Raw genomic sequence first — 17,463 nt, forward strand, 5'->3', positions numbered from 1 at the left:
CACTTATGGGTAAAAAAAAGGGCCGGATAAACCCTCTCGGATTCATCCGGCCCCGAAGCCTCTCATCCTGCCATTGACTGCGGGCCTGGGGCCTGCAATGAATGGGGGAAAGGATTAGTCTTCTTTTTTCTCAGCTTCTTCCCGGGCCTTGTCAGCCTCAAGCTTTTCCTGGATGTTGGTTCTCAGGATTTCGCCGAATGCGGAAGCGGCCGGTTTGGTGCTCTTGGCAAATTCTTCAAGATATCTGTCATCGTCGTCTTCTTCAAGGCGTTTGATGGACAGCCCGATCCGTCTTTCGTCGGAGTTGATGTTCATTACTTTGGCGGTGATGGTTTCACCGATCTGGTAATGCTCTTTGGGGCTCTTGATGTTTTCTTTGCTGATTTCAGAGACGTGAACCAGGCCTTCGATGCCCTCTTCAAGCTCTACAAAGACGCCGAAGTCGGTGAGGTTGGTGATCTCGCCGGAGATCTCCTTGCCCACTTCATAGCGCTCGGCAACGGTTTCCCAGGGATCTGCCTGGGTCTGCTTGATGCCCAGGGAGAATCTTTCGTTGGCCTTGTCAATGTCAAGGACAACCGCCTGGATGGTATCGTTTTTCTTGTAGACTTCAGACGGATGCTTGATCCGTTTGGTCCAGGAAATATCGGAAATGTGAACCAGGCCGTCGATGTCGTCGTCAATACCGATGAACAGGCCGAATTCGGTGATGTTCTTGATCTTGCCTTCGATGATGGTGCCCACAGGATATTTCTGGGAGATAACTTCCCAGGGATTTTCAACGGTCTGTTTGATACCCAGGGAGATTCTCCGGTTGTCAGGTTTGAGGTCCAGCACAACGGCTTCAACCTGTTCGCCGACAGCGACCATCTGGGACGGATGGCGGATCTTTCTGGTCCAGGACATTTCAGACACATGGATGAGGCCTTCAACACCCTCTTCCAGTTCAATGAATGCACCGTAATCGGTGAGGCTGACCACCCGGCCTTCAACCTTGGAGCCGATGGGGTATTTGTCAACGGCAGTGGTCCAGGGATCAGGTGTAAGCTGCTTCATACCCAGGGAGACCCTTTCCTTCTCGAAATCGAAGGAGAGGATTTTCACGGTGATCTGGTCGCCTACAGAGAACAGCTCTGAGGGATGTTTGACCCGGCCCCAGGAGATATCAGTGATATGCAGGAGTCCGTCCACGCCGCCAAGGTCGACAAATACACCGTATTCGGTGATGTTTTTGACGATACCTTCCATGACCTTGTCATTTTCAATGGCAGCCAGGGTCGCTGTGCGCATTTTTTCTCTTTCAGCTTCCAGCAGTACCCGACGGGACAGGACGATGTTGTTTCTTTTCTTATTGTACTTGAGGATCTTGAATTCGTAAGTCTGGTTGACCATTTCATCCATGTTGCGGATGGGGCGAAGGTCGGCCTGGGAACCGGGCAGGAAAGCCTGCAGTCCGATATCAACGGAGAAACCGCCCTTGACCCGGCTGGTGATGACACCTTCGATGGTGCCGTCGTCATCGTAGATATCTTTAATGGCATCCCATACTTTGACCTTTTTGGCCTTGTCATGGGAGAGAAGCACGGTTTCCTCTTCTTCATCCCAAACTTCAATCATTACCTCAAATTCGTCGCCAACATTGACGTTCGCATTGCCGTCCTCGTCAATGAATTCCTGAATAGAGATCTGTCCTTCAGATTTATATCCCACATCCACAAGAACCATGTCCCTGCCGACGGAGATCACTGTTCCGGTGACTACCTGTCCCTCTTCAAATTTGCTAAGGCTGGACTCGTAAATGCCCAGGAGTTCTTCCATGGATTCTTCGCCGGTGAGCTCAATTTCAGGCTCTGTCACGTTTTCTTTTGTCTCTAATTCTTCATTCATGTTTTGGTTTTCTTCAGCAATGTTGTTCATTAATATTATTCCCCCTAATCGAATTTTGTTACCCGCAGCCGCCATAAGGAACATTACGGATACGAGTACAATTTACCTTTATATCAAGGGGCAAAAGAAAAATCAAGCAAATGATAATTTTTTTATGTATTTTCGATATGGACGCGCATCCTTTTTACCACCTCTTCCACCGTAAGATGGGTGGAATCCACATGAACCGCATCTTCAGCAGGTTTAAGGGGGGAGGCTGCCCGCGAGGAATCATTCTCGTCGCGCCGGGCCATATCCGCCTTGACCTTATCAAGCCCTGCGGCATCATCGCCCATTTCCGCATGCCGCCGCCGGGCCCGGGCCTCAATATCTGCAGAAAGAAAAAATTTAAACGGGGCATGGGGGAACACGGCCGTGCCCATGTCCCTGCCTTCGAACACGGCATCCCGGGTGGCGGCGATCTGCTTTTGTATCCCTAAAAGCGCCGCCCGGACAGGCGGAAGCGCCGAAGTGGCCGACGCCAGCATGGTCACTTCAGGGGTGCGGATAAACGGCGTGATGTCCCGGCCCGAGGAGGTCAGGATCAACTCTGTTCCCTCCATGACAAAATTTAAATCCAGGGTATCCAGAAAGGCCGCCAGGGCGGCCTCGTCCTGCCAGTCCACCCCCTGGAGGCCTATCTCATAGGCCACCCCCCGGTACAGGGCCCCGGTATCCACATATACGCAGCCCAGTTCCTTTGCCAATGCTTTGGATACCGTTGTTTTACCGGCGCCTGCAGGCCCGTCAATGGTTACAATCCGAAATCCCATTACCCCTATCCTTCCAGCACCGTTCTCAGTGCATCAATGCATTTTTCATTTTCTTCCCGGGTTCCCGTATTGATCCGCAGGAAGGTATCAAATCCGTAGGAGGCCATTGATCTGACCACCACGCCCTGCTTGAGCATATTTTCAAATACGGATTTTGAATCGGTTTTCAAATCCACCATGAGAAAATTGGACTGGGTGGGCAGGACGTCCAGGCCCATGTCTTTAAGCGACCGGGTCAGCAGAGCAATTCCCTCGTGGGTCCCGCCGACGCTCTTTTCAAGAAAGACCTCATCATCCAGGGCCGCTTCGGCGGCCGCCTGGGCCAGACTGTTGACATTAAAGGGCTGGCGGATCCTGTTGAGGATTTCTGCCACAGCCGCATCCATCACACCGTACCCCACCCGGAACCCGGCAAGGCCGTAAGCCTTTGAAAAAGTCCTCAATGTAACGATTCTGGGATCGACCAGGGGGTGTTCAAGGGAATTATATACGCTGTCATCCCTGACAAATTCTATATAGGCTTCATCCACCACGATGAGCACATTTTCGGGCACCTTTGCGGCAAAGGCCTCAAATTCGCCCTTGGTAATCACCGCACCGGTGGGATTGAAGGGATTGGTGATGAATACCATTTTTGTTTTTGGCGTAACGGCCCCGACCAGCCCGTCCAGGTTGGTGGTAAAATCCTTGAGGGGCACCATCACCGGCACCCCCTTGGCGGTTTTTACGGATATTTCGTACATGAGAAAGGAAGGCAGCGGCATCACCGCTTCCTCCCCTGGGTTCAAAAAGGCATGGGCCAGCAGGGCAATGATATCGTCGGACCCGTTCCCCAGAACCAGGTTCTCCTTTCCCACTTTGAACTTTTTAGCCAATTTTGCACACAAATTATGGGCCACAGGCTCCGGGTACCGGTTCATGGTTGCCAGATGGTCGGCCACAGCCCGGTTTACCGCCGGTGAAAAACCAAAGGGATTTTCGTTGGAGGCCAGCTTCACGGCGTTGGAAATTCCGTATTCCCGCTCCACCTCTTTCAAGGGCTTGCCAGCCTCATAGGGTTTAATGGTATTAATGGGGTCACTGATCTTGAATTTCATTGAAGATGTTCTCCTGGATTCGGGCTTATGGTAAAACAACTTTATTTAGTTAGGATTTGAGTTTTTGTCAATATTTATGATAGGAAGGCCACTATGGCGACCACGGGCGGCGGCGCCAGGCGATCCTTCTCAGAACGAATAAGGAAAATGCCCAATGGGTCATTACACCGCTCAGGCCCGGATGGGGCGGCCGGGCCGGTGATTCACAAGGCAATCATTAATTTGGAGAATAGATGAAACAGATAAACACCGGGCTCGACACCCTGCACGCAAAAATACCTGACAGCCTGAAAGGCCGAAACCTGGGCCTTTTGGCCAACCCCGCCTCGGTGGACAAGCATTTCACCCACGCAAGGCAGGTCATACACGAGCTGTTCCCGGGAAGACTCAAGGCATTATTCTCCCCCCAGCATGGCTTTTTTGCGGAAAAACAGGACAATATGATCGAGTCGGCCCACGGCCGTGATCCAGAATACGGAATTCCCGTGTACAGCCTTTACAGCGAGACCCGCATCCCGACGCCGGAAATGTTTGAGGAAATTGACACCCTTGTCGTTGATATCCAGGATGTGGGCACCCGTGTCTATACCTTTATATATACCATTTCCTACTGCCTTGAGACGGCGGCACGCGCAGGGAAATCTATGGTGGTTTTAGACCGCCCCAACCCTGTGGGGGGCTGTCAGGTTGAGGGCAATCTGCTGGAGAAAGACTATGCCTCCTTTGTGGGGCGCTTTCCCATCCCCATGCGCCACGGGATGACCGTGGGGGAAATTGCCCAATATTTCAACGCCACCCAAAATATCGGCTGCGACCTGACCGTCATTCCCATGGAAGGCTGGCAACGGAAGATGTACTGGCAGGATACCGGCCTTGCCTGGATTCCGCCTTCCCCCAACCTGCCCACCCCATTGTCCGCCATGGTTTATCCCGGCCAGGTCATATTCGAGGGCACCAATGTTTCGGAAGGCCGGGGCACCACCCTTCCCTTTGAACTATTCGGGGCCCCCTATATCGATAACACCGCCCTGGCAAAAGGACTGGGAAATTCCATCCCAGGCATCTGCCTCAGGCCGGTCTGTTTCCAGCCCACCTCGAGCAAATGGGCCAATGAACCCTGCAGGGGATTCCACATCCATATTACGGACAGAGAGGAATACAAACCCTATCTGGCCTCATTGATTTTTTTCCAGGAAATTCTCAGGGCCTGCCCGGAAGACTTCCGGTTTAAGGAACCGCCCTATGAATACGAATATGAAAAACTGCCCATGGATTTGATCCTGGGCAGCAAAAAACTTCGCCGGGCCCTCTGCGATATGACGCCTGCGGCTGATCTGGAAAAAGAATGGCAGCCGGGACTGAACCATTTTATTGAAACCTCAACCGCCTTTTATCTCTATGACTGAGCCACCCCCCAGCAGGGATAAGCCCGAAGATATCCAATGGAAACGGATGTCCTTCAAGGGGAATAAAGTATGGGCCCCCTTTGACGGCCGGGGCAATCCCATGGCGGAAAACGGCAAAGTCCCCATCAAGTACAACCTGAATCAGGATTATGAATACCGGATTAAACTGGAGAATCTCAAACCCGAAGACCTGGCCGTGCCGGCAGGAACCAGACAGAAGAAAAAGGCCCAAAACCCGGAGCAGGACCTGCCGCCCAACTGCATACGCATCTATACGGACGGCGCCTCTTCAGGCGATCCCGGACCGTCGGGCATCGGCATCCTCATGCTTTACAGGGACAACAGAAAAGAGATTTCTGAATTCATCGGCACCGCCACCAATGACCTTGCCGAACTTAAAGCGATCCACCGGGGGCTCATTGCCCTGAAACGGCGGGACCTGCCCGTGAGGATATTCACGGGTTCATCCCATGCGGCGGATCAATTGAAAAAAAAGGGGCGGCCCGATACCCACCGGGATCTGATCCTTGCCATTCGGTCGCTCATGACCAGATTCAGGGATATCGGCATCATCAAAGTAAAAGACCACGCCGGCATAAAGGGAAATGAAGTGGCTGATTTTTTAGCCGCCTGCGCCATCAAAAACGCAGACATAAAAAAAGGGCAGTCCCCAGAAGAATAGGGACCGCCCTTTTAATATATACGTACAGCCGGAATAAAACCGGTCGATTATGCTTTTTTCAGGTCTTCCAGTTCTTTTTCCAGCTCGGCAATTTTGGCTTTGTCATCATCGGCAGGAGCGTCAACGCCTTCATCTTTTTTCCAGGAGTCTTTGAGTTCATCAAAACCCAGGTAAAGGGCAAGGCCACCACCCAGAAGCAGTACAGGGGGGATGCATCCCAACAGAAGATTTACGAACTCACCAAACCAGACCGCCAGACCAACAACACCGAGAAGAACTGCAATAGCTCCGCCAATTAACGTTTTCATAGACTATCCTCCTTAAATTCCTGTCTTAATTATCAAAATACGTGACATTCACCTTAAATCTTGAATTCCCTACAAATAAGATGTGAAAAAATAGCACAGGACCTGGATTTTATCAAGGCGTTTTTCCCCCGCCCGGACAGATGGCAAACCCCTTTAAATAACAAGATGTTAATAAAAATTTACCCCCTGCCCAACCCCCCTTTTCAAAAAATTATCATATTGCCATCGCACCCAAGCTTTGGTATTGAATGAATCCTTGAACAACTTCGAGTGCTTACCATATATAAGGAATATCCAATGAGCCTCTTGCCCCCTTTGGACAAACTGATCGCAGGAATTAAAAACAGATTATTCGGTTCCCCGGACAGCATGGCGCCATCCCCCCATGAATACTTTACCTGTTTTTACCCGGGCAACCAAAGCTTTGTCATACGCAGACTCATCACCCGCCTGACCCGGAAAATCCCCCTGGACGATCATAACCTTGAAAAAATAAAGGGAATCAAACCGGACAGCATTGTGGTATTCAGCTGTAAAAACAAGCGTTTTTTCGATTTTCTTTTTTTTCATACCCGGCTCAAGTCCCTGGACCTGCCCTATCCGGAACTGGGCTTTGATTTAAGCTTTTTCCCCCTGTTGCCGGTACGGCGGGCCTGGCGGATCATGACCTCCCACATGGCCCATTTCATGCGCCATTTCCAGATCAAGGACATATACGGCACCGGCTATGCCAGCCAGACCCTTCTTGACAACCGGGCCGGTTTCCTCTGCCTCATCGAAGAGGAGGATTTTTACCGCAGGTTCATCAAGTCCACCCCGGACCCCCTCTACCACCTCATCGAACTCCAGAAACAATTGGACCGGTCCGTGGTCATCGTACCCGAAGACATCATTTACGTCACCAAGCCCATGCACAAAAACCCGGGGCTGGCCGATATTATCTTCGGTACCCATGAAAAACCCGGGCTGATAAAGCGGCTGTTTATCCTACTGCGCCACCCCGAAAAAATCCGGGTGGAGGTGGCCCGCCCCGTGGACCTCAAGGAGTTTATCAACCGTCCGGAAATCCAGCGGCTGGATTCCGAGTTCCAGACCCACCGCCTGAGAAGCCACCTGGTGGATATTCTGAACCGGCGGCGCAAAAGCATCACCGGGCCGATCCTTAAATCACGCCAGGAAATCACAGAGGACATTCTTACCCGCAAATCTTTGAGGGAGTTTCTTGCCGATCATGCCGCAAAAACCAACACCCCGCTGCGCCGGGTCAACAAAAAAGCGGCCGGCTATATCAACGAAATTGCAGCCAATTACAGCCTGAGGACCATCAACTTCCTCAACTGGCTGCTCACCTGGGTGTTCAATAATATCTTCGAAGGGGTATCGGTGAACCAGGATGAAATCAACCGGATGCGGGAAACCTATACCCAGGCCCCCCTCATCCTTCTCCCCTGCCATAAGAGCCACCTGGATTACCTGTTGCTTCCCTATGTGATGTTCAGAAACAACATGCCCTGCCCCCACATTGCGGCCGGCAAAAACCTTTCCTTCTGGCCGCTGGGGCCCATCTTCAGGGGGGGCGGCGCCTTTTTCCTGCGGCGGACATTCAAGGGGGCTGACCTCTACACCAGGATATTTGCCGCCTATCTGGAAAAACTGCTGTATGAAGGGTTCAATATCAAGATTTATATCGAGGGGGGCCGCAGCCGGACCGGCAAGCTGCTGACACCCAAGCCCGGGGGGCTTGCCATGCTCATCAAAGCCTACCTGAACGGGGCCTGCGAAGATTTGTATTTTGTACCGATTTACGTCGGATATGACCGGGTGCTGGAAGAGGACGCCTACCTCAAGGAAATCGAAGGGGGCAAAAAAAGCCCGGAAACCCTCAAGGGCCTGCTGAATACCAGAAAATTCCTCAAACGCAAATACGGAAAGGTGTATTTGAAATTTGACGAGCCCTTGTCCATGAACCGCTATCTTTGTGAAAAAAATATAGACCTGAAACGGGCCACGGAAAAGGAATATATGGATTTCGTCAAGGGCTTCGGCTACAAGATGATCAATTCCATCAATGAAAATACCGTGGCCACCCCCCACGGTATCATTGCCTCAGCCATCCTCAACTGCGCCGCCAACACCTTTTCAAAGGCACAGGTGCTGCGCCGGGTCCACACATACATGAACCTGCTGACCTTCACCGGCGCCTATCTATCCGACACCCTGATCATGGACCAGGACGCCGCCTTTGATTCCGTGGTTGACAACTTTTTATCCCGGAACTTCATCGAGCTTGCCGACGAGGATGAAGAGGAGATTGATGACACCACCGTATTGATTGTAAAGCACAACAAGCGGGCCATCCTGGATTATTATAAGAATTCGGTGATCTGCTTTTTTGTACCGGCCGCCTATACGGCCGTGGCCATCCTGGAAACGGACCGGTTTAAATTTGTTCTATCGGACCTGGTGCTCAGATACAAATTCCTCCAGAAGATGTTCACGGACGAGTTCTCCTTTGACGAAGAGGTCACCGCCGAAGAGCAGATTTCCCGTGCGGTAAAATGCTTTATCAACGAAGGCATCCTGGTGCCCGACCCCAAACGGGCGGATATGCTCAACCTGACCTCGGAAGGCCTGCGTAAGCTCAAATGGTTTGCCGCCTTCCTCATCCCCTTTTTCGAATCCTATAATACCTGCCTGCTTTTCCTGGAAAAGGAAAAGACAGACAAGTACGACGTCAAGGAGCGGGCCAAGAAAATCCTCTCCTTCGGCGGCAAATTATACAAACGGAACCAGGTGGTGCGCAAGGAGTCCATCTCTCTGATCAATTACAGGAATGCGGCCAATTATTTCGCCAGAAACAATATCAACGGATCGGGGGACCAGATCGAAATAGACAAGTACAAGGAAATCATCAGCCGCCTCTCCCATCTTATTGCAGGTTAGGCATGAAGGCGCTGATTCTGGCGGCAGGCTTCGGCACCCGGCTGCTCCCCCATACCCGGATTCTGCCCAAACCCCTGTTCACCATTAACAACCGCCCGGTACTGGACATGGCCGTCGACAGGCTTCTGGACTGCGGGTGTGAAGAAATATTCATCAACACCCACCACCTCTGGGACCAGATCCATGATTTCATCCAAAGCCACCCCAGGGGTCACTGCCTCAAAGCGGTCCATGAACCTGAGATTCTGGATACAGGCGGCGCCATGGCCAATCTTAAAAACGACCTTGCCGATGACGATTTTCTGGTGGTCAACGCGGATATTGTCTGCGATTTCGACCTGAAATCACTGGCAGCGGCCCACCGGTCCTCGGATGCCCTGGCCACCCTCCTGGTCCATGATTGCCCCCGGTTCAACAAGCTGGCATTTGAACCGGATTCGGGCAGCCGGAAAAGCAACCTGGGAAAAATTCTTCATTTTGAGGCGCCGCCGGAAACGGGGCTTGCCTTCACCGGCATCCAGGCCCTGTCACCTGAAATTTTCGACCATATGCCCGGGGAAAATGCTTTTTCAAGCATCGCGCTGTATAAAACCCTCTGTGCCACAGGCAGCATCCGCGCCCTTAAGGCGGAAAAACTCTTCTGGGAGGACATGGGCACCCCGGGGGCATACATGGAGACCTCACGGCTGTTTCTGGCCGGGCAGATCTTGGGCCTGCCCCCCGCCCGGTTCAATGAAATCAAAATTGAACCCATTGCCGGTGACGGCTCGGACCGGAAGTGGTTCAGGGCCTCCCATTGTGCCGAAACCCTTGTGATCTGTGATCACGGCATCTGCTTAGAGGATTCCCGGGAGCCTGGATCCCCCCTGTCCACCCAGCCCGGACGCCTCTCCCAGCTCAGGTCATACACATCCATCGGCCGCCACCTCAACGGTAAAGGGATCTGTGTCCCCCGGATACTGGGCCACGATACCATCTCAGGGCAGGTGGCCCTGGCCGACCTGGGCAGCACCCATCTGGCGGATCTGGCAGATCCCGGCCAAAGGGAAAAAACCACCACCCTTTACCGGCAGGTCATCGACAGCCTGGTCCGGTTTTCCCAGGAAGGCCTGAGGGAGTTTGACCCGGCCTGGACCTGCCAGACCCGGTCCTATTCAAAGGATCTGATCCTGGAAATGGAATGCCGGTATTTTATGGACGCTTTTGTAAAGCACTACCTGGAACACCCCGCCCCTTGGGAAGAATTCAAACCGGTTTTCAGCCATATTGCCGATAGGGCCCTGGCCCATGGATATGCAGGCCTCATGCACCGGGATTTCCAGTCCAGAAACATCATGATCCACCAGGGGGATGTATGGTTCATCGATTTTCAGTCCGCCCGCAAAGGGCCCATTCAATACGATCTGGCTTCACTTTTGATCGACCCCTATGTTAAACTGCCCCCTGATATGCAGGAAGAACTGCTGGATCATGCCATGGCACGCCTGGATCTTGCCGATCCCGCAGAAAAAAACCGATTCAAAGAGAGTTATTCATATTGTTGTATCACCCGGAACCTGCAGATGCTGGGGGCCTTCGGATTCCTGACCCGGATAAAGAAAAAACAGAAGTTTGAAGCCTATATCCCCCACGCCCTGGCCGCTTTAAAACAGCGGCTGAACAAAATGGAAAACAGCATTCTGGCCCCTCTGGCCGGATTTATCAATGGATTATAAGGAGTACCCATGACCCCCATCCCAATTATGATCAACGGACTGCCCGGCAACGTGGCACGTATTATCGCAGCGGGTGCACTGTCAGACCAGCGGTTTGACCTTGTCCCCTTCTCTCTCACCGGTGCGGATGTCCAACCCGCCTCGGTCACCGTCGGCCAGGTCGAAATCAACCTGGTCAAACCGGACACCAGGAACGACAAGATAAAGGAGATCCTGGCGGCCTACCCCGGCCTGGTCGCAGTGGACTACACCCACCCCACGGCCGTAAACGCCAATGCCGAATTTTACACCGCAAATGGCATCCCCTTTGTCATGGGCACCACCGGCGGAGACAGGGAAAAGCTTGAAGCAACCGTCAACCAGGCCGGTACACCGGCCGTTATCTCCCCCAACATGGCCAAACAGATTGTGGGATTCCAGGCCATGATGGAATACGCCGCCAAAACCTTTCCCGGCCTGTTCAGCGGCTATACCCTGGAAGTGAAAGAAAGCCACCAGCAGGGCAAGGCAGACACCTCAGGCACGGCCAAGGCAATTGTCTCCTGTTTCAACGGCCTGGGGGTGGATTTCAAGGTCTCCGATATCCAGCAGATCCGGGACCCGGAAGTCCAGGAAAAAGAATGGGGCATTCCCAAAGAGCACCTGGGGGGCCACGGATGGCACACCTATACCCTGAGGGCCGGCGACGGTTCTTCTCTTTTTGAATTCACCCACAATATCAACGGCAGGGATATTTATATCGGCGGCACCCTTGACGCTGTTGCCTTCCTCTCCCGGCTCCCAAAAGGCGAAACAAAACGCCTGTTCACCATGATCGACGTTATGACCCGGGAAAAACAAATGCCATGAGCGGTTTCATGAAGCTGGTGCTGATCCTTTTCGGACTGGCCTATCTCATATCTCCGGTGGACCTGATCCCGGACCTGCTCCTGCCCTGGCTGGGATGGATCGACGACGGGGTCATCCTCTGGTCTGTCTATTATCTGATACGGTACGGAGAACTGCCCTGGTTTATATTCAGAAAAAAGGCCGGGGGCCGCTTTCCCGGCCGCCCGACCCGGCCGGGCAGAAAGGCGGCATCAGATTCCGGCAACCGCAGCAAGGGACCGGGCTCCCAGCCCGGTTCCGGCACAGGAAACCAGAAGGCCGCAGGGGGCCCAGGGTCAACCGCCGGCCAAACCGGCCGGCCCCCATCCGGGAAAAGGCCGGGAAAAAAATCCCCCCATGAGATACTTGGGGTCCCACCGGATGCGTCCCGCCGGGAAATCCAGCAGGCGTATAAAGAAAAGATCAAACAATACCACCCGGACAAACTCTCCCACCTGGGCAAGGAATTTGCCGACCTGGCCAACGAAAAATTTCTGGAAATCCAGGCCGCCTATGAAACATTGATCAAATAGATTAAATGATCCGGTTTACCCCCGTGGCAATATTGTAGCAGTAATCCCCCATTTTCTCATAGCTGGAGACAAGGGCGATAAAAAAGACGCCGGCGTCCACGGAGCAATCATCGTTCCTGAGCCGCTGGATATGCTGAGAACGCATATTCTCCCTCATCTGGTCTATGCGGTCCTCCAGTGCCAGGGCCTTTTCATAAAACCCCGGTGTTTTTTCGGTCATCTCATTAAAAACCATCTCCACAAACCGGTCCACCTCGGCTGAAATCGCCTTCAGGTCCCGGGTGGCCTCATGGCTGAAACGGATGTTTGCGTCATAGACCTTTTCAAGCATTTTGGAAATATTTTCCATGGCATCTCCCAGCCGCTCGATATTATTCACGATGCGCATCATTTCCGAAATTTCCTTGGCCTCCGGCTCATTGACCTCCCCCTGGTAGATGGTGGTCAGGTAGGAAATAATGATTTTCTGGCAGTCATCAATATGGGTTTCCACCGCCTCCCGTTCCCCGAGGATATCATCATCCCTTTGGGACAGGCAGGTGGATACCTTTTTAATGTTTACCCGGACGTACTCTGCCCAGTCAATGATCTCGCCTTTGACCTTTGCCAGGGCACCGATGGGCGAGTCCATGAAATTGGCATCAAACCTGGGCAGCCGGTACCGCTCCTTCACGCCACTGGGATTGGGAGAGATGAGGATGGTCAACTGGACCAGTTTAGGCAAAAGCACCAGAAACACCATGGCATTTATCACGTTGAACAGGGTGTGGCCGTTGGCGATGTACCGGGCCGCATTGATAAATTCATTATTCACCGACTGGTCCACGGGACCTGCGCCCATTTTCAGGGTGGCGGTCTGGACGATATCAACGAAAAAAGGAAATATAAGCAGGATAATGGCCACCCCCACCACGTTGAAAATGGTATGGGCGTTGGCCGTGCGGTGGGCCTCGGCATTATTCGACCCCAGGGTGGCCAGCTGGGCGGTAATGGTGGTGCCGATATTTTCTCCCAGCACCAGGGCCAGGGCCGTGGGAAAGGTCAGCAGGCCCGAACCGGCCAGGGTCATGGTCAGCCCCACGGTTGCCGAAGATGACTGGACCGCCACTGTAAGCAGGGCGCCCATGGCGACACAGAGCAGGAGCCCCCCCACCGTCTCTGTTGAGAAAGTGGTAAAAAACGAGATGAACTGGGGATCGGTTTTAATGGGCGACAGCCCCTCTTTCATCACGCTCATGCCGAAAAACAGCAGACCGAATCCGAGAACAATATCGCCGATATGGCGCCAGCGCCGCTTTTTTGAAAAATACTTCAGTCCAACGCCCAGGGCAATGGCCGGCAGAGCTGCCTTGGTCAGTTTAAAGGCAATGAGTTGCCCGGTAATGGTGGTGCCGACATTTGCACCGATAACCACCCCCACCGCCTGTTGCAGGGACATGATACCGGCACTGACAAAACCGATGAGCATGACGGTGGTGGCTGAAGAGGACTGCACCAGTGCCGTGACACCGGCTCCGGTGATGCAGCCCAGGATCCTGTTGGAAGATATGGCCTCAAGAATATTTCGTATCCGCTGCCCGGCAGTGGCCTGGAGCCCCTCGGTCATCATTTTCATCCCGAGAACAAACAACCCCAGTCCGCCCAGGGTTTTGATCAGTATACCTGCGATGTCCACCAGTTCCTCCCTTTTAGGTTTACCGGCCAATAATTATCTAACACAATACTAACCAAAGACTAACAAAACCAGGCACTATATATGCCAAAATCTCTTTTTTTTCAATCAATAGAATGAAAAATCCGGGCCGATATTGAGATTGACAAAATTGGTAAAAATTGCCATAAGAATCCCTTATGATCCAACGCCTTAATAGAGGAAAAATCCATTGACCGGTATCAGTGAAATCCTGGTTCTTATTCTGTTGATCAGCGGCATCCTCATCCTGCCCAGGATGTTCAAGCCGGCCCCGGCAGCAAAAAGCAAAAAAACCGCCGCTAAATCCCTGAGTATGAAACTGAGGGCCGGGATTGCAATATCTGTCCTATATCCCGCCGTTTCCGCACTGGTACTCAAGCCCTGGCAGGGCAATATTGTTCTGTACCTGTCTGCAGGCCTCCTCCCCGTCGCCCTGGCCTGGGCATTAATCTGGGTCCTGGCGGCCAAAAAGCACTAGTTTAACACCCGTTCGGCCACCCTCCTCTCCGTTTCACGCACGAACTATATTACTATTTAAGAAAAAATCCTTTTAGTAATAAATAATAAAATTAAGATTATTCGTATTGACACTGCATATTATATGGTTAATTTTCTTTCAACGTAAGGACAAAACAAATAAGTCCACTAACTAAACATAAGGAGAAAACCATGAGACTTGTCAGATATAACCCTTTCAATGAAATGACCCTGTTTAAAAATGCCTTTGACGACTTTTTCAACGACGCCGCCCCCAAGGCGGCCCCCCAGTGTTTCTCTCCCGCAGTGGACATTATCAACAGGGAAAACAGGGTGGAACTGAATGTGGAACTGCCCGGCATGAAAAAGGAGAATATCTCCGTCAACATTGAAGACAAGGTCCTGACCATTTCCGGAGAACGGAAATTTGAAGAGGAAGAAAAGAAAGACAACTACTACAGGCGGGAAAGAAGATACGGCAGCTTTAAACGGGCCTTTACCCTCTCGGACGACATCATCACCGACGATGTGACTGCAGAATACATGGACGGGGTCCTCAAAGTTATCCTGAAAAAAGATACCGCTAAAGAAGAAACTAAACAGATTACTGTAAACTAACCCCAAAAAAAGCGCATCCCTAAACCCGGTCCCATCGGACCGGGCAGCAGGATGCGCTTTTACTATACACCTGATCCGGCAGTAACTGCCGGATCAGCAACTCTTAATGGTGGGAATCCCCACTGTCATTGATGGTGTCATAGGCGGCCTTGATAAAACAAAAGGTCAGGCCGGCACCAAGGATGGAGATGGCATACCAGAACCCGCCGAAGAAAACGGCATGGCCGACATCCCAGGCCCATTCAAAACAAAACGGAAACATAAGTACTCTCCTTTTTATTCAGCCGCTGCTTCAGCAGGCTTGTTGAGTTCCAGTTCCTGGGGGAATACCGGCAGGTACCTGTAAGAGACGGCAATCAGTATGATACCGTAAGCCACGGGCAGAACGGTGGTGGCCACTTCCTGCCAGGACGGGATGTACAGCGCCCAGTTATCAAAGGACATAACAGGTACGGCAAACACCTGGAGAACCATGACCCACCGGTTCAGGCAGACACCGATGACGCCCAGGATGATGGCGATGAGCCGCATCTTCGGGTTTTCACGGGTACTCTTGACCACCAGCATCAGTCCGGGAACCAGGCCGCAGACGATGAGCTCGGCAAAGAGGATCCAGTAGCCGTAGAAGGCGTTGTTGCTGTAAAAGTGGTCCAGGGTAAAGCCCAGGGAAGGTGCGGTTACCGTTGCCCAGTAAATGGTATCAATAATCTTGGCAACCATATAGGTGGTGATCATCCAGCCGGAAATTTTGGCCAGCAGGTGGACGGTCTTGTCTCCCACCAGTTTTTTCCCGGTAATGGCTTCGGTGATCTTGGTCACAAGAAGCGTGAAGCAGGGGCCGAAGGCCGCAGCAGACCAGGTAAAAAGGAAAAAGGTCCAGGGCCAGATCAGCAGGCTTTCGCGGACGGCAAAGGGGCGGCCGAACATAACGCCGGCGACACCGCCAAGGGAACCCTGGTGGAAGAAGCTCAAAAACGCGCCGGTGGCGGCAAAGATGGCCATGACACCGTGCATGTTGTGAGCCAGGTGATGGAAAAAGGACACCTTATTGAGCTGGCGGTTTTCCAGAATATTGGGAATGAACTCGATTGTCAGAACCGCAAAATAGCAGGAGAGACAATAGGCCACCTCGGTGAGCATGGAATGCACGTTGGCATGCCAGAAGATGAACCAGCCGCGCAGGGGCTGTCCGATATCAATGGCCAGAATCAAAAGGGCGGAAGAGTAGCAGATAAACCCGATGATTACGGCAAAGTTGATAATATTCTTCAGCTCGTCAATTTTAAAAATATACTTGAGCAGGCCGGTGAAAAAAGCGCCGCCGCCGATGGCAATGACGGCAAGGTCGGCCCAGATCCAGAGGGCGAACCCGTAATAGTCGTTCATGTTGGTCTGGTTCAGCCCCTTGAACCAACAGAGGAACATGGCATAAACGCCCCAGAGCAGTACGGCACCCACGACGGCTATTCCGAGCATAAACTTCGGAAACTCGCACCGTTTTGCGCCTTCAGGTATTAATGCAGAATCCATATTTAATTACTCCTTGAGTCTTTTGGATGGTTAACCATGGGAGGTTTCAGCCCCATGATGGTTCTTTACCTTATCCCATTCGCCGTCAAGATAGTTATCGCCGGCTTTCCTCACCCATTCACGCTCGGACATGTAGTAGACCTTGGTGTTGGTTCCCAGACGCTCAAGCAGCCTGAAAACCTTGGGATTTCTTGATTTCCCAACAACCTTGGGGTTGCCGGGAACCGGATGGGGATCGGGTTTAACGATCTGGGTAACCTTGTGGGCGGGGTTGTTCAGGTCGCCGAAGGTGATGGCACCGGCCGGGCATGCCGTGGTGCATGCGGTCTGGTATTCCATCTCTTCAATTTCCCGTTCCTCCGCATAGGCTTTGTCCTTGGCCAGCTGGTATCTGTGGTAGCAGAAGGAGCATTTTTCAACGACCCCGCGCATACGGGGAGAGACATTGGGGCTCAGGTAGTTTTCCATGCCTTCGGGCCATTTGGGATCCCACCAGTTAAAATACCTGGCATGGTAGGGGCAGGCACCCATGCAGTACCGGCAGCCGAAGCAACGGGTGTATATCTGGCTGACAATTCCGGTGTCGTACCCGTAGTCGGTGGCGGTTGCCGGGCATACGGAGACGCAGGGGGAATGGCCGTGGTCGCCGATGCCGCTGCAGTGCTGGCAGGGCCGGGGCATGTATACCACTTCTGTATCGGGAAAGGACTTGCCGTTGGTCAGCTTATAGACCCGCATCCAGGTGATGCTGTCCTTTTTCCGGGATTCATCTTCTTTAAACGGAACGTTGTTCTCCGCCATGCACGACACCATGCAGGAACCGCATCCGGTGCATTTGTCCAGATCAATCAACATTCCGAACTTATGTGCTTTTGTATTATGTATCATCAGAACC

The 17,463-nt window shown here is 52.5% G+C and carries 16 protein-coding genes; 8 read left to right on the forward strand and 8 right to left on the reverse strand.

The genetic code is table 11. The features are described from left to right. Nucleotides 1-114 precede the first annotated feature (114 nt). The 3 genes from HUN04_03185 to HUN04_03195 all read right to left on the reverse strand — a co-directional run bounded on the left by HUN04_03185 (nucleotide 115) and on the right by HUN04_03195 (nucleotide 3,796). Complete coding sequence (locus HUN04_03185; GenBank protein ID WDP88790.1) at nucleotides 115-1,917, reverse strand: 30S ribosomal protein S1; 1,803 nt, start codon at nucleotides 1,915-1,917, stop codon at nucleotides 115-117. 122 nt (nucleotides 1,918-2,039) lie between these two features. Further along, complete coding sequence (locus tag HUN04_03190) at nucleotides 2,040-2,699, reverse strand: (d)CMP kinase (protein WDP88791.1); 660 nt, start codon at nucleotides 2,697-2,699, stop codon at nucleotides 2,040-2,042. Between the two features lie 5 nt (nucleotides 2,700-2,704). Further along, complete coding sequence (locus HUN04_03195) at nucleotides 2,705-3,796, reverse strand: histidinol-phosphate transaminase (GenBank protein ID WDP88792.1); 1,092 nt, start codon at nucleotides 3,794-3,796, stop codon at nucleotides 2,705-2,707. Between the two features lie 233 nt (nucleotides 3,797-4,029). Here HUN04_03195 and HUN04_03200 point away from each other — a divergent pair, with 233 nt between their 5' ends. Further along, a complete protein-coding gene (locus HUN04_03200; GenBank protein ID WDP88793.1) occupies nucleotides 4,030-5,202 on the forward strand; it encodes a DUF1343 domain-containing protein in 1,173 nt (390 codons plus the stop codon). Beyond that, a complete protein-coding gene (locus HUN04_03205) occupies nucleotides 5,195-5,884 on the forward strand; it encodes a reverse transcriptase-like protein (GenBank protein WDP88794.1) in 690 nt (229 codons plus the stop codon). The genes HUN04_03200 and HUN04_03205 overlap by 8 nt, the downstream gene beginning before the upstream one ends. 47 nt (nucleotides 5,885-5,931) lie before the next feature. On the opposite strand, the gene HUN04_03210 is transcribed toward HUN04_03205, so the two are convergent. Then, a complete protein-coding gene (locus HUN04_03210) occupies nucleotides 5,932-6,192 on the reverse strand; it encodes a hypothetical protein (protein WDP88795.1) in 261 nt (86 codons plus the stop codon). Nucleotides 6,193-6,489: 297 nt separating this feature from the next. Between HUN04_03210 and HUN04_03215 the strand changes: the two genes are divergently transcribed. Genes HUN04_03215 through HUN04_03230 form a run of 4 tightly spaced genes read left to right on the forward strand, consistent with a single transcriptional unit; the run spans nucleotide 6,490 to nucleotide 12,250 of the window. Further along, nucleotides 6,490-9,135, forward strand: a complete 2,646-nt coding sequence (locus HUN04_03215; GenBank protein ID WDP88796.1) for a 1-acyl-sn-glycerol-3-phosphate acyltransferase — start codon at nucleotides 6,490-6,492, stop codon at nucleotides 9,133-9,135. 2 nt (nucleotides 9,136-9,137) lie between these two features. Next, complete coding sequence (locus tag HUN04_03220) at nucleotides 9,138-10,850, forward strand: phosphotransferase (GenBank protein WDP88797.1); 1,713 nt, start codon at nucleotides 9,138-9,140, stop codon at nucleotides 10,848-10,850. 9 nt (nucleotides 10,851-10,859) lie between these two features. Next, nucleotides 10,860-11,699: a dihydrodipicolinate reductase gene (gene dapB, locus HUN04_03225; GenBank protein ID WDP88798.1), complete on the forward strand. Its 840-nt coding sequence runs from the start codon at nucleotides 10,860-10,862 to the stop codon at nucleotides 11,697-11,699. Further along, nucleotides 11,696-12,250, forward strand: a complete 555-nt coding sequence (locus HUN04_03230; protein ID WDP88799.1) for a DnaJ domain-containing protein — start codon at nucleotides 11,696-11,698, stop codon at nucleotides 12,248-12,250. The genes dapB and HUN04_03230 overlap by 4 nt, the downstream gene beginning before the upstream one ends. A gap of 1 nt (nucleotide 12,251) precedes the next feature. On the opposite strand, the gene HUN04_03235 is transcribed toward HUN04_03230, so the two are convergent. Then, nucleotides 12,252-13,925: a Na/Pi cotransporter family protein gene (locus tag HUN04_03235; protein ID WDP88800.1), complete on the reverse strand. Its 1,674-nt coding sequence runs from the start codon at nucleotides 13,923-13,925 to the stop codon at nucleotides 12,252-12,254. A 208-nt stretch (nucleotides 13,926-14,133) separates the two neighbouring features. On the opposite strand from HUN04_03235, the gene HUN04_03240 reads away from it, so the two are divergent. Further along, nucleotides 14,134-14,421 carry a hypothetical protein gene (locus HUN04_03240; protein ID WDP88801.1) on the forward strand — a complete coding sequence of 96 codons (288 nt, stop codon included), beginning with the start codon at nucleotides 14,134-14,136 and terminating at the stop codon, nucleotides 14,419-14,421. 191 nt (nucleotides 14,422-14,612) lie between these two features. Further along, on the forward strand, nucleotides 14,613-15,038 hold the full coding sequence (locus HUN04_03245; GenBank protein ID WDP88802.1) for an Hsp20/alpha crystallin family protein: 426 nt from the start codon (nucleotides 14,613-14,615) through the stop codon (nucleotides 15,036-15,038). 103 nt (nucleotides 15,039-15,141) lie between these two features. On the opposite strand, the gene HUN04_03250 is transcribed toward HUN04_03245, so the two are convergent. From HUN04_03250 to HUN04_03260, 3 genes are read right to left on the reverse strand one after another with little or no spacing between them, the layout of a single operon-like run. Beyond that, the gene (locus tag HUN04_03250; protein ID WDP88803.1) at nucleotides 15,142-15,300 is read right to left on the reverse strand and encodes a hypothetical protein; all 159 of its coding nucleotides are present in this window, start codon (nucleotides 15,298-15,300) and stop codon (nucleotides 15,142-15,144) included. 14 nt (nucleotides 15,301-15,314) lie between these two features. After that, nucleotides 15,315-16,568: a polysulfide reductase NrfD gene (gene nrfD / locus HUN04_03255; protein ID WDP88804.1), complete on the reverse strand. Its 1,254-nt coding sequence runs from the start codon at nucleotides 16,566-16,568 to the stop codon at nucleotides 15,315-15,317. Between the two features lie 30 nt (nucleotides 16,569-16,598). Beyond that, nucleotides 16,599-17,456: a 4Fe-4S dicluster domain-containing protein gene (locus tag HUN04_03260; protein WDP88805.1), complete on the reverse strand. Its 858-nt coding sequence runs from the start codon at nucleotides 17,454-17,456 to the stop codon at nucleotides 16,599-16,601. Nucleotides 17,457-17,463 lie beyond the last annotated feature (7 nt).

Source organism: Desulfobacter sp. (assembly GCA_028768525.1).
Classification (GTDB): domain Bacteria; phylum Desulfobacterota; class Desulfobacteria; order Desulfobacterales; family Desulfobacteraceae; genus Desulfobacter.

Coding starts and splice junctions, on each gene's coding strand:
- HUN04_03210 (WDP88795.1), bottom strand. CDS start 6,192: ATGAAAACGTTAATTGGCGGAGCTATTGCAGTTCTTCTCGGTGTTGTT.
- dapB (WDP88798.1), top strand. CDS start 10,860: ATGACCCCCATCCCAATTATGATCAACGGACTGCCCGGCAACGTGGCA.
- HUN04_03190 (WDP88791.1), bottom strand. CDS start 2,699: ATGGGATTTCGGATTGTAACCATTGACGGGCCTGCAGGCGCCGGTAAA.
- HUN04_03195 (WDP88792.1), bottom strand. CDS start 3,796: ATGAAATTCAAGATCAGTGACCCCATTAATACCATTAAACCCTATGAG.
- HUN04_03215 (WDP88796.1), top strand. CDS start 6,490: ATGAGCCTCTTGCCCCCTTTGGACAAACTGATCGCAGGAATTAAAAAC.
- HUN04_03185 (WDP88790.1), bottom strand. CDS start 1,917: ATGAACAACATTGCTGAAGAAAACCAAAACATGAATGAAGAATTAGAG.
- nrfD (WDP88804.1), bottom strand. CDS start 16,568: ATGGATTCTGCATTAATACCTGAAGGCGCAAAACGGTGCGAGTTTCCG.
- HUN04_03205 (WDP88794.1), top strand. CDS start 5,195: ATGACTGAGCCACCCCCCAGCAGGGATAAGCCCGAAGATATCCAATGG.
- HUN04_03260 (WDP88805.1), bottom strand. CDS start 17,456: ATGATACATAATACAAAAGCACATAAGTTCGGAATGTTGATTGATCTG.
- HUN04_03245 (WDP88802.1), top strand. CDS start 14,613: ATGAGACTTGTCAGATATAACCCTTTCAATGAAATGACCCTGTTTAAA.
- HUN04_03200 (WDP88793.1), top strand. CDS start 4,030: ATGAAACAGATAAACACCGGGCTCGACACCCTGCACGCAAAAATACCT.
- HUN04_03250 (WDP88803.1), bottom strand. CDS start 15,300: ATGTTTCCGTTTTGTTTTGAATGGGCCTGGGATGTCGGCCATGCCGTT.
- HUN04_03230 (WDP88799.1), top strand. CDS start 11,696: ATGAGCGGTTTCATGAAGCTGGTGCTGATCCTTTTCGGACTGGCCTAT.
- HUN04_03220 (WDP88797.1), top strand. CDS start 9,138: ATGAAGGCGCTGATTCTGGCGGCAGGCTTCGGCACCCGGCTGCTCCCC.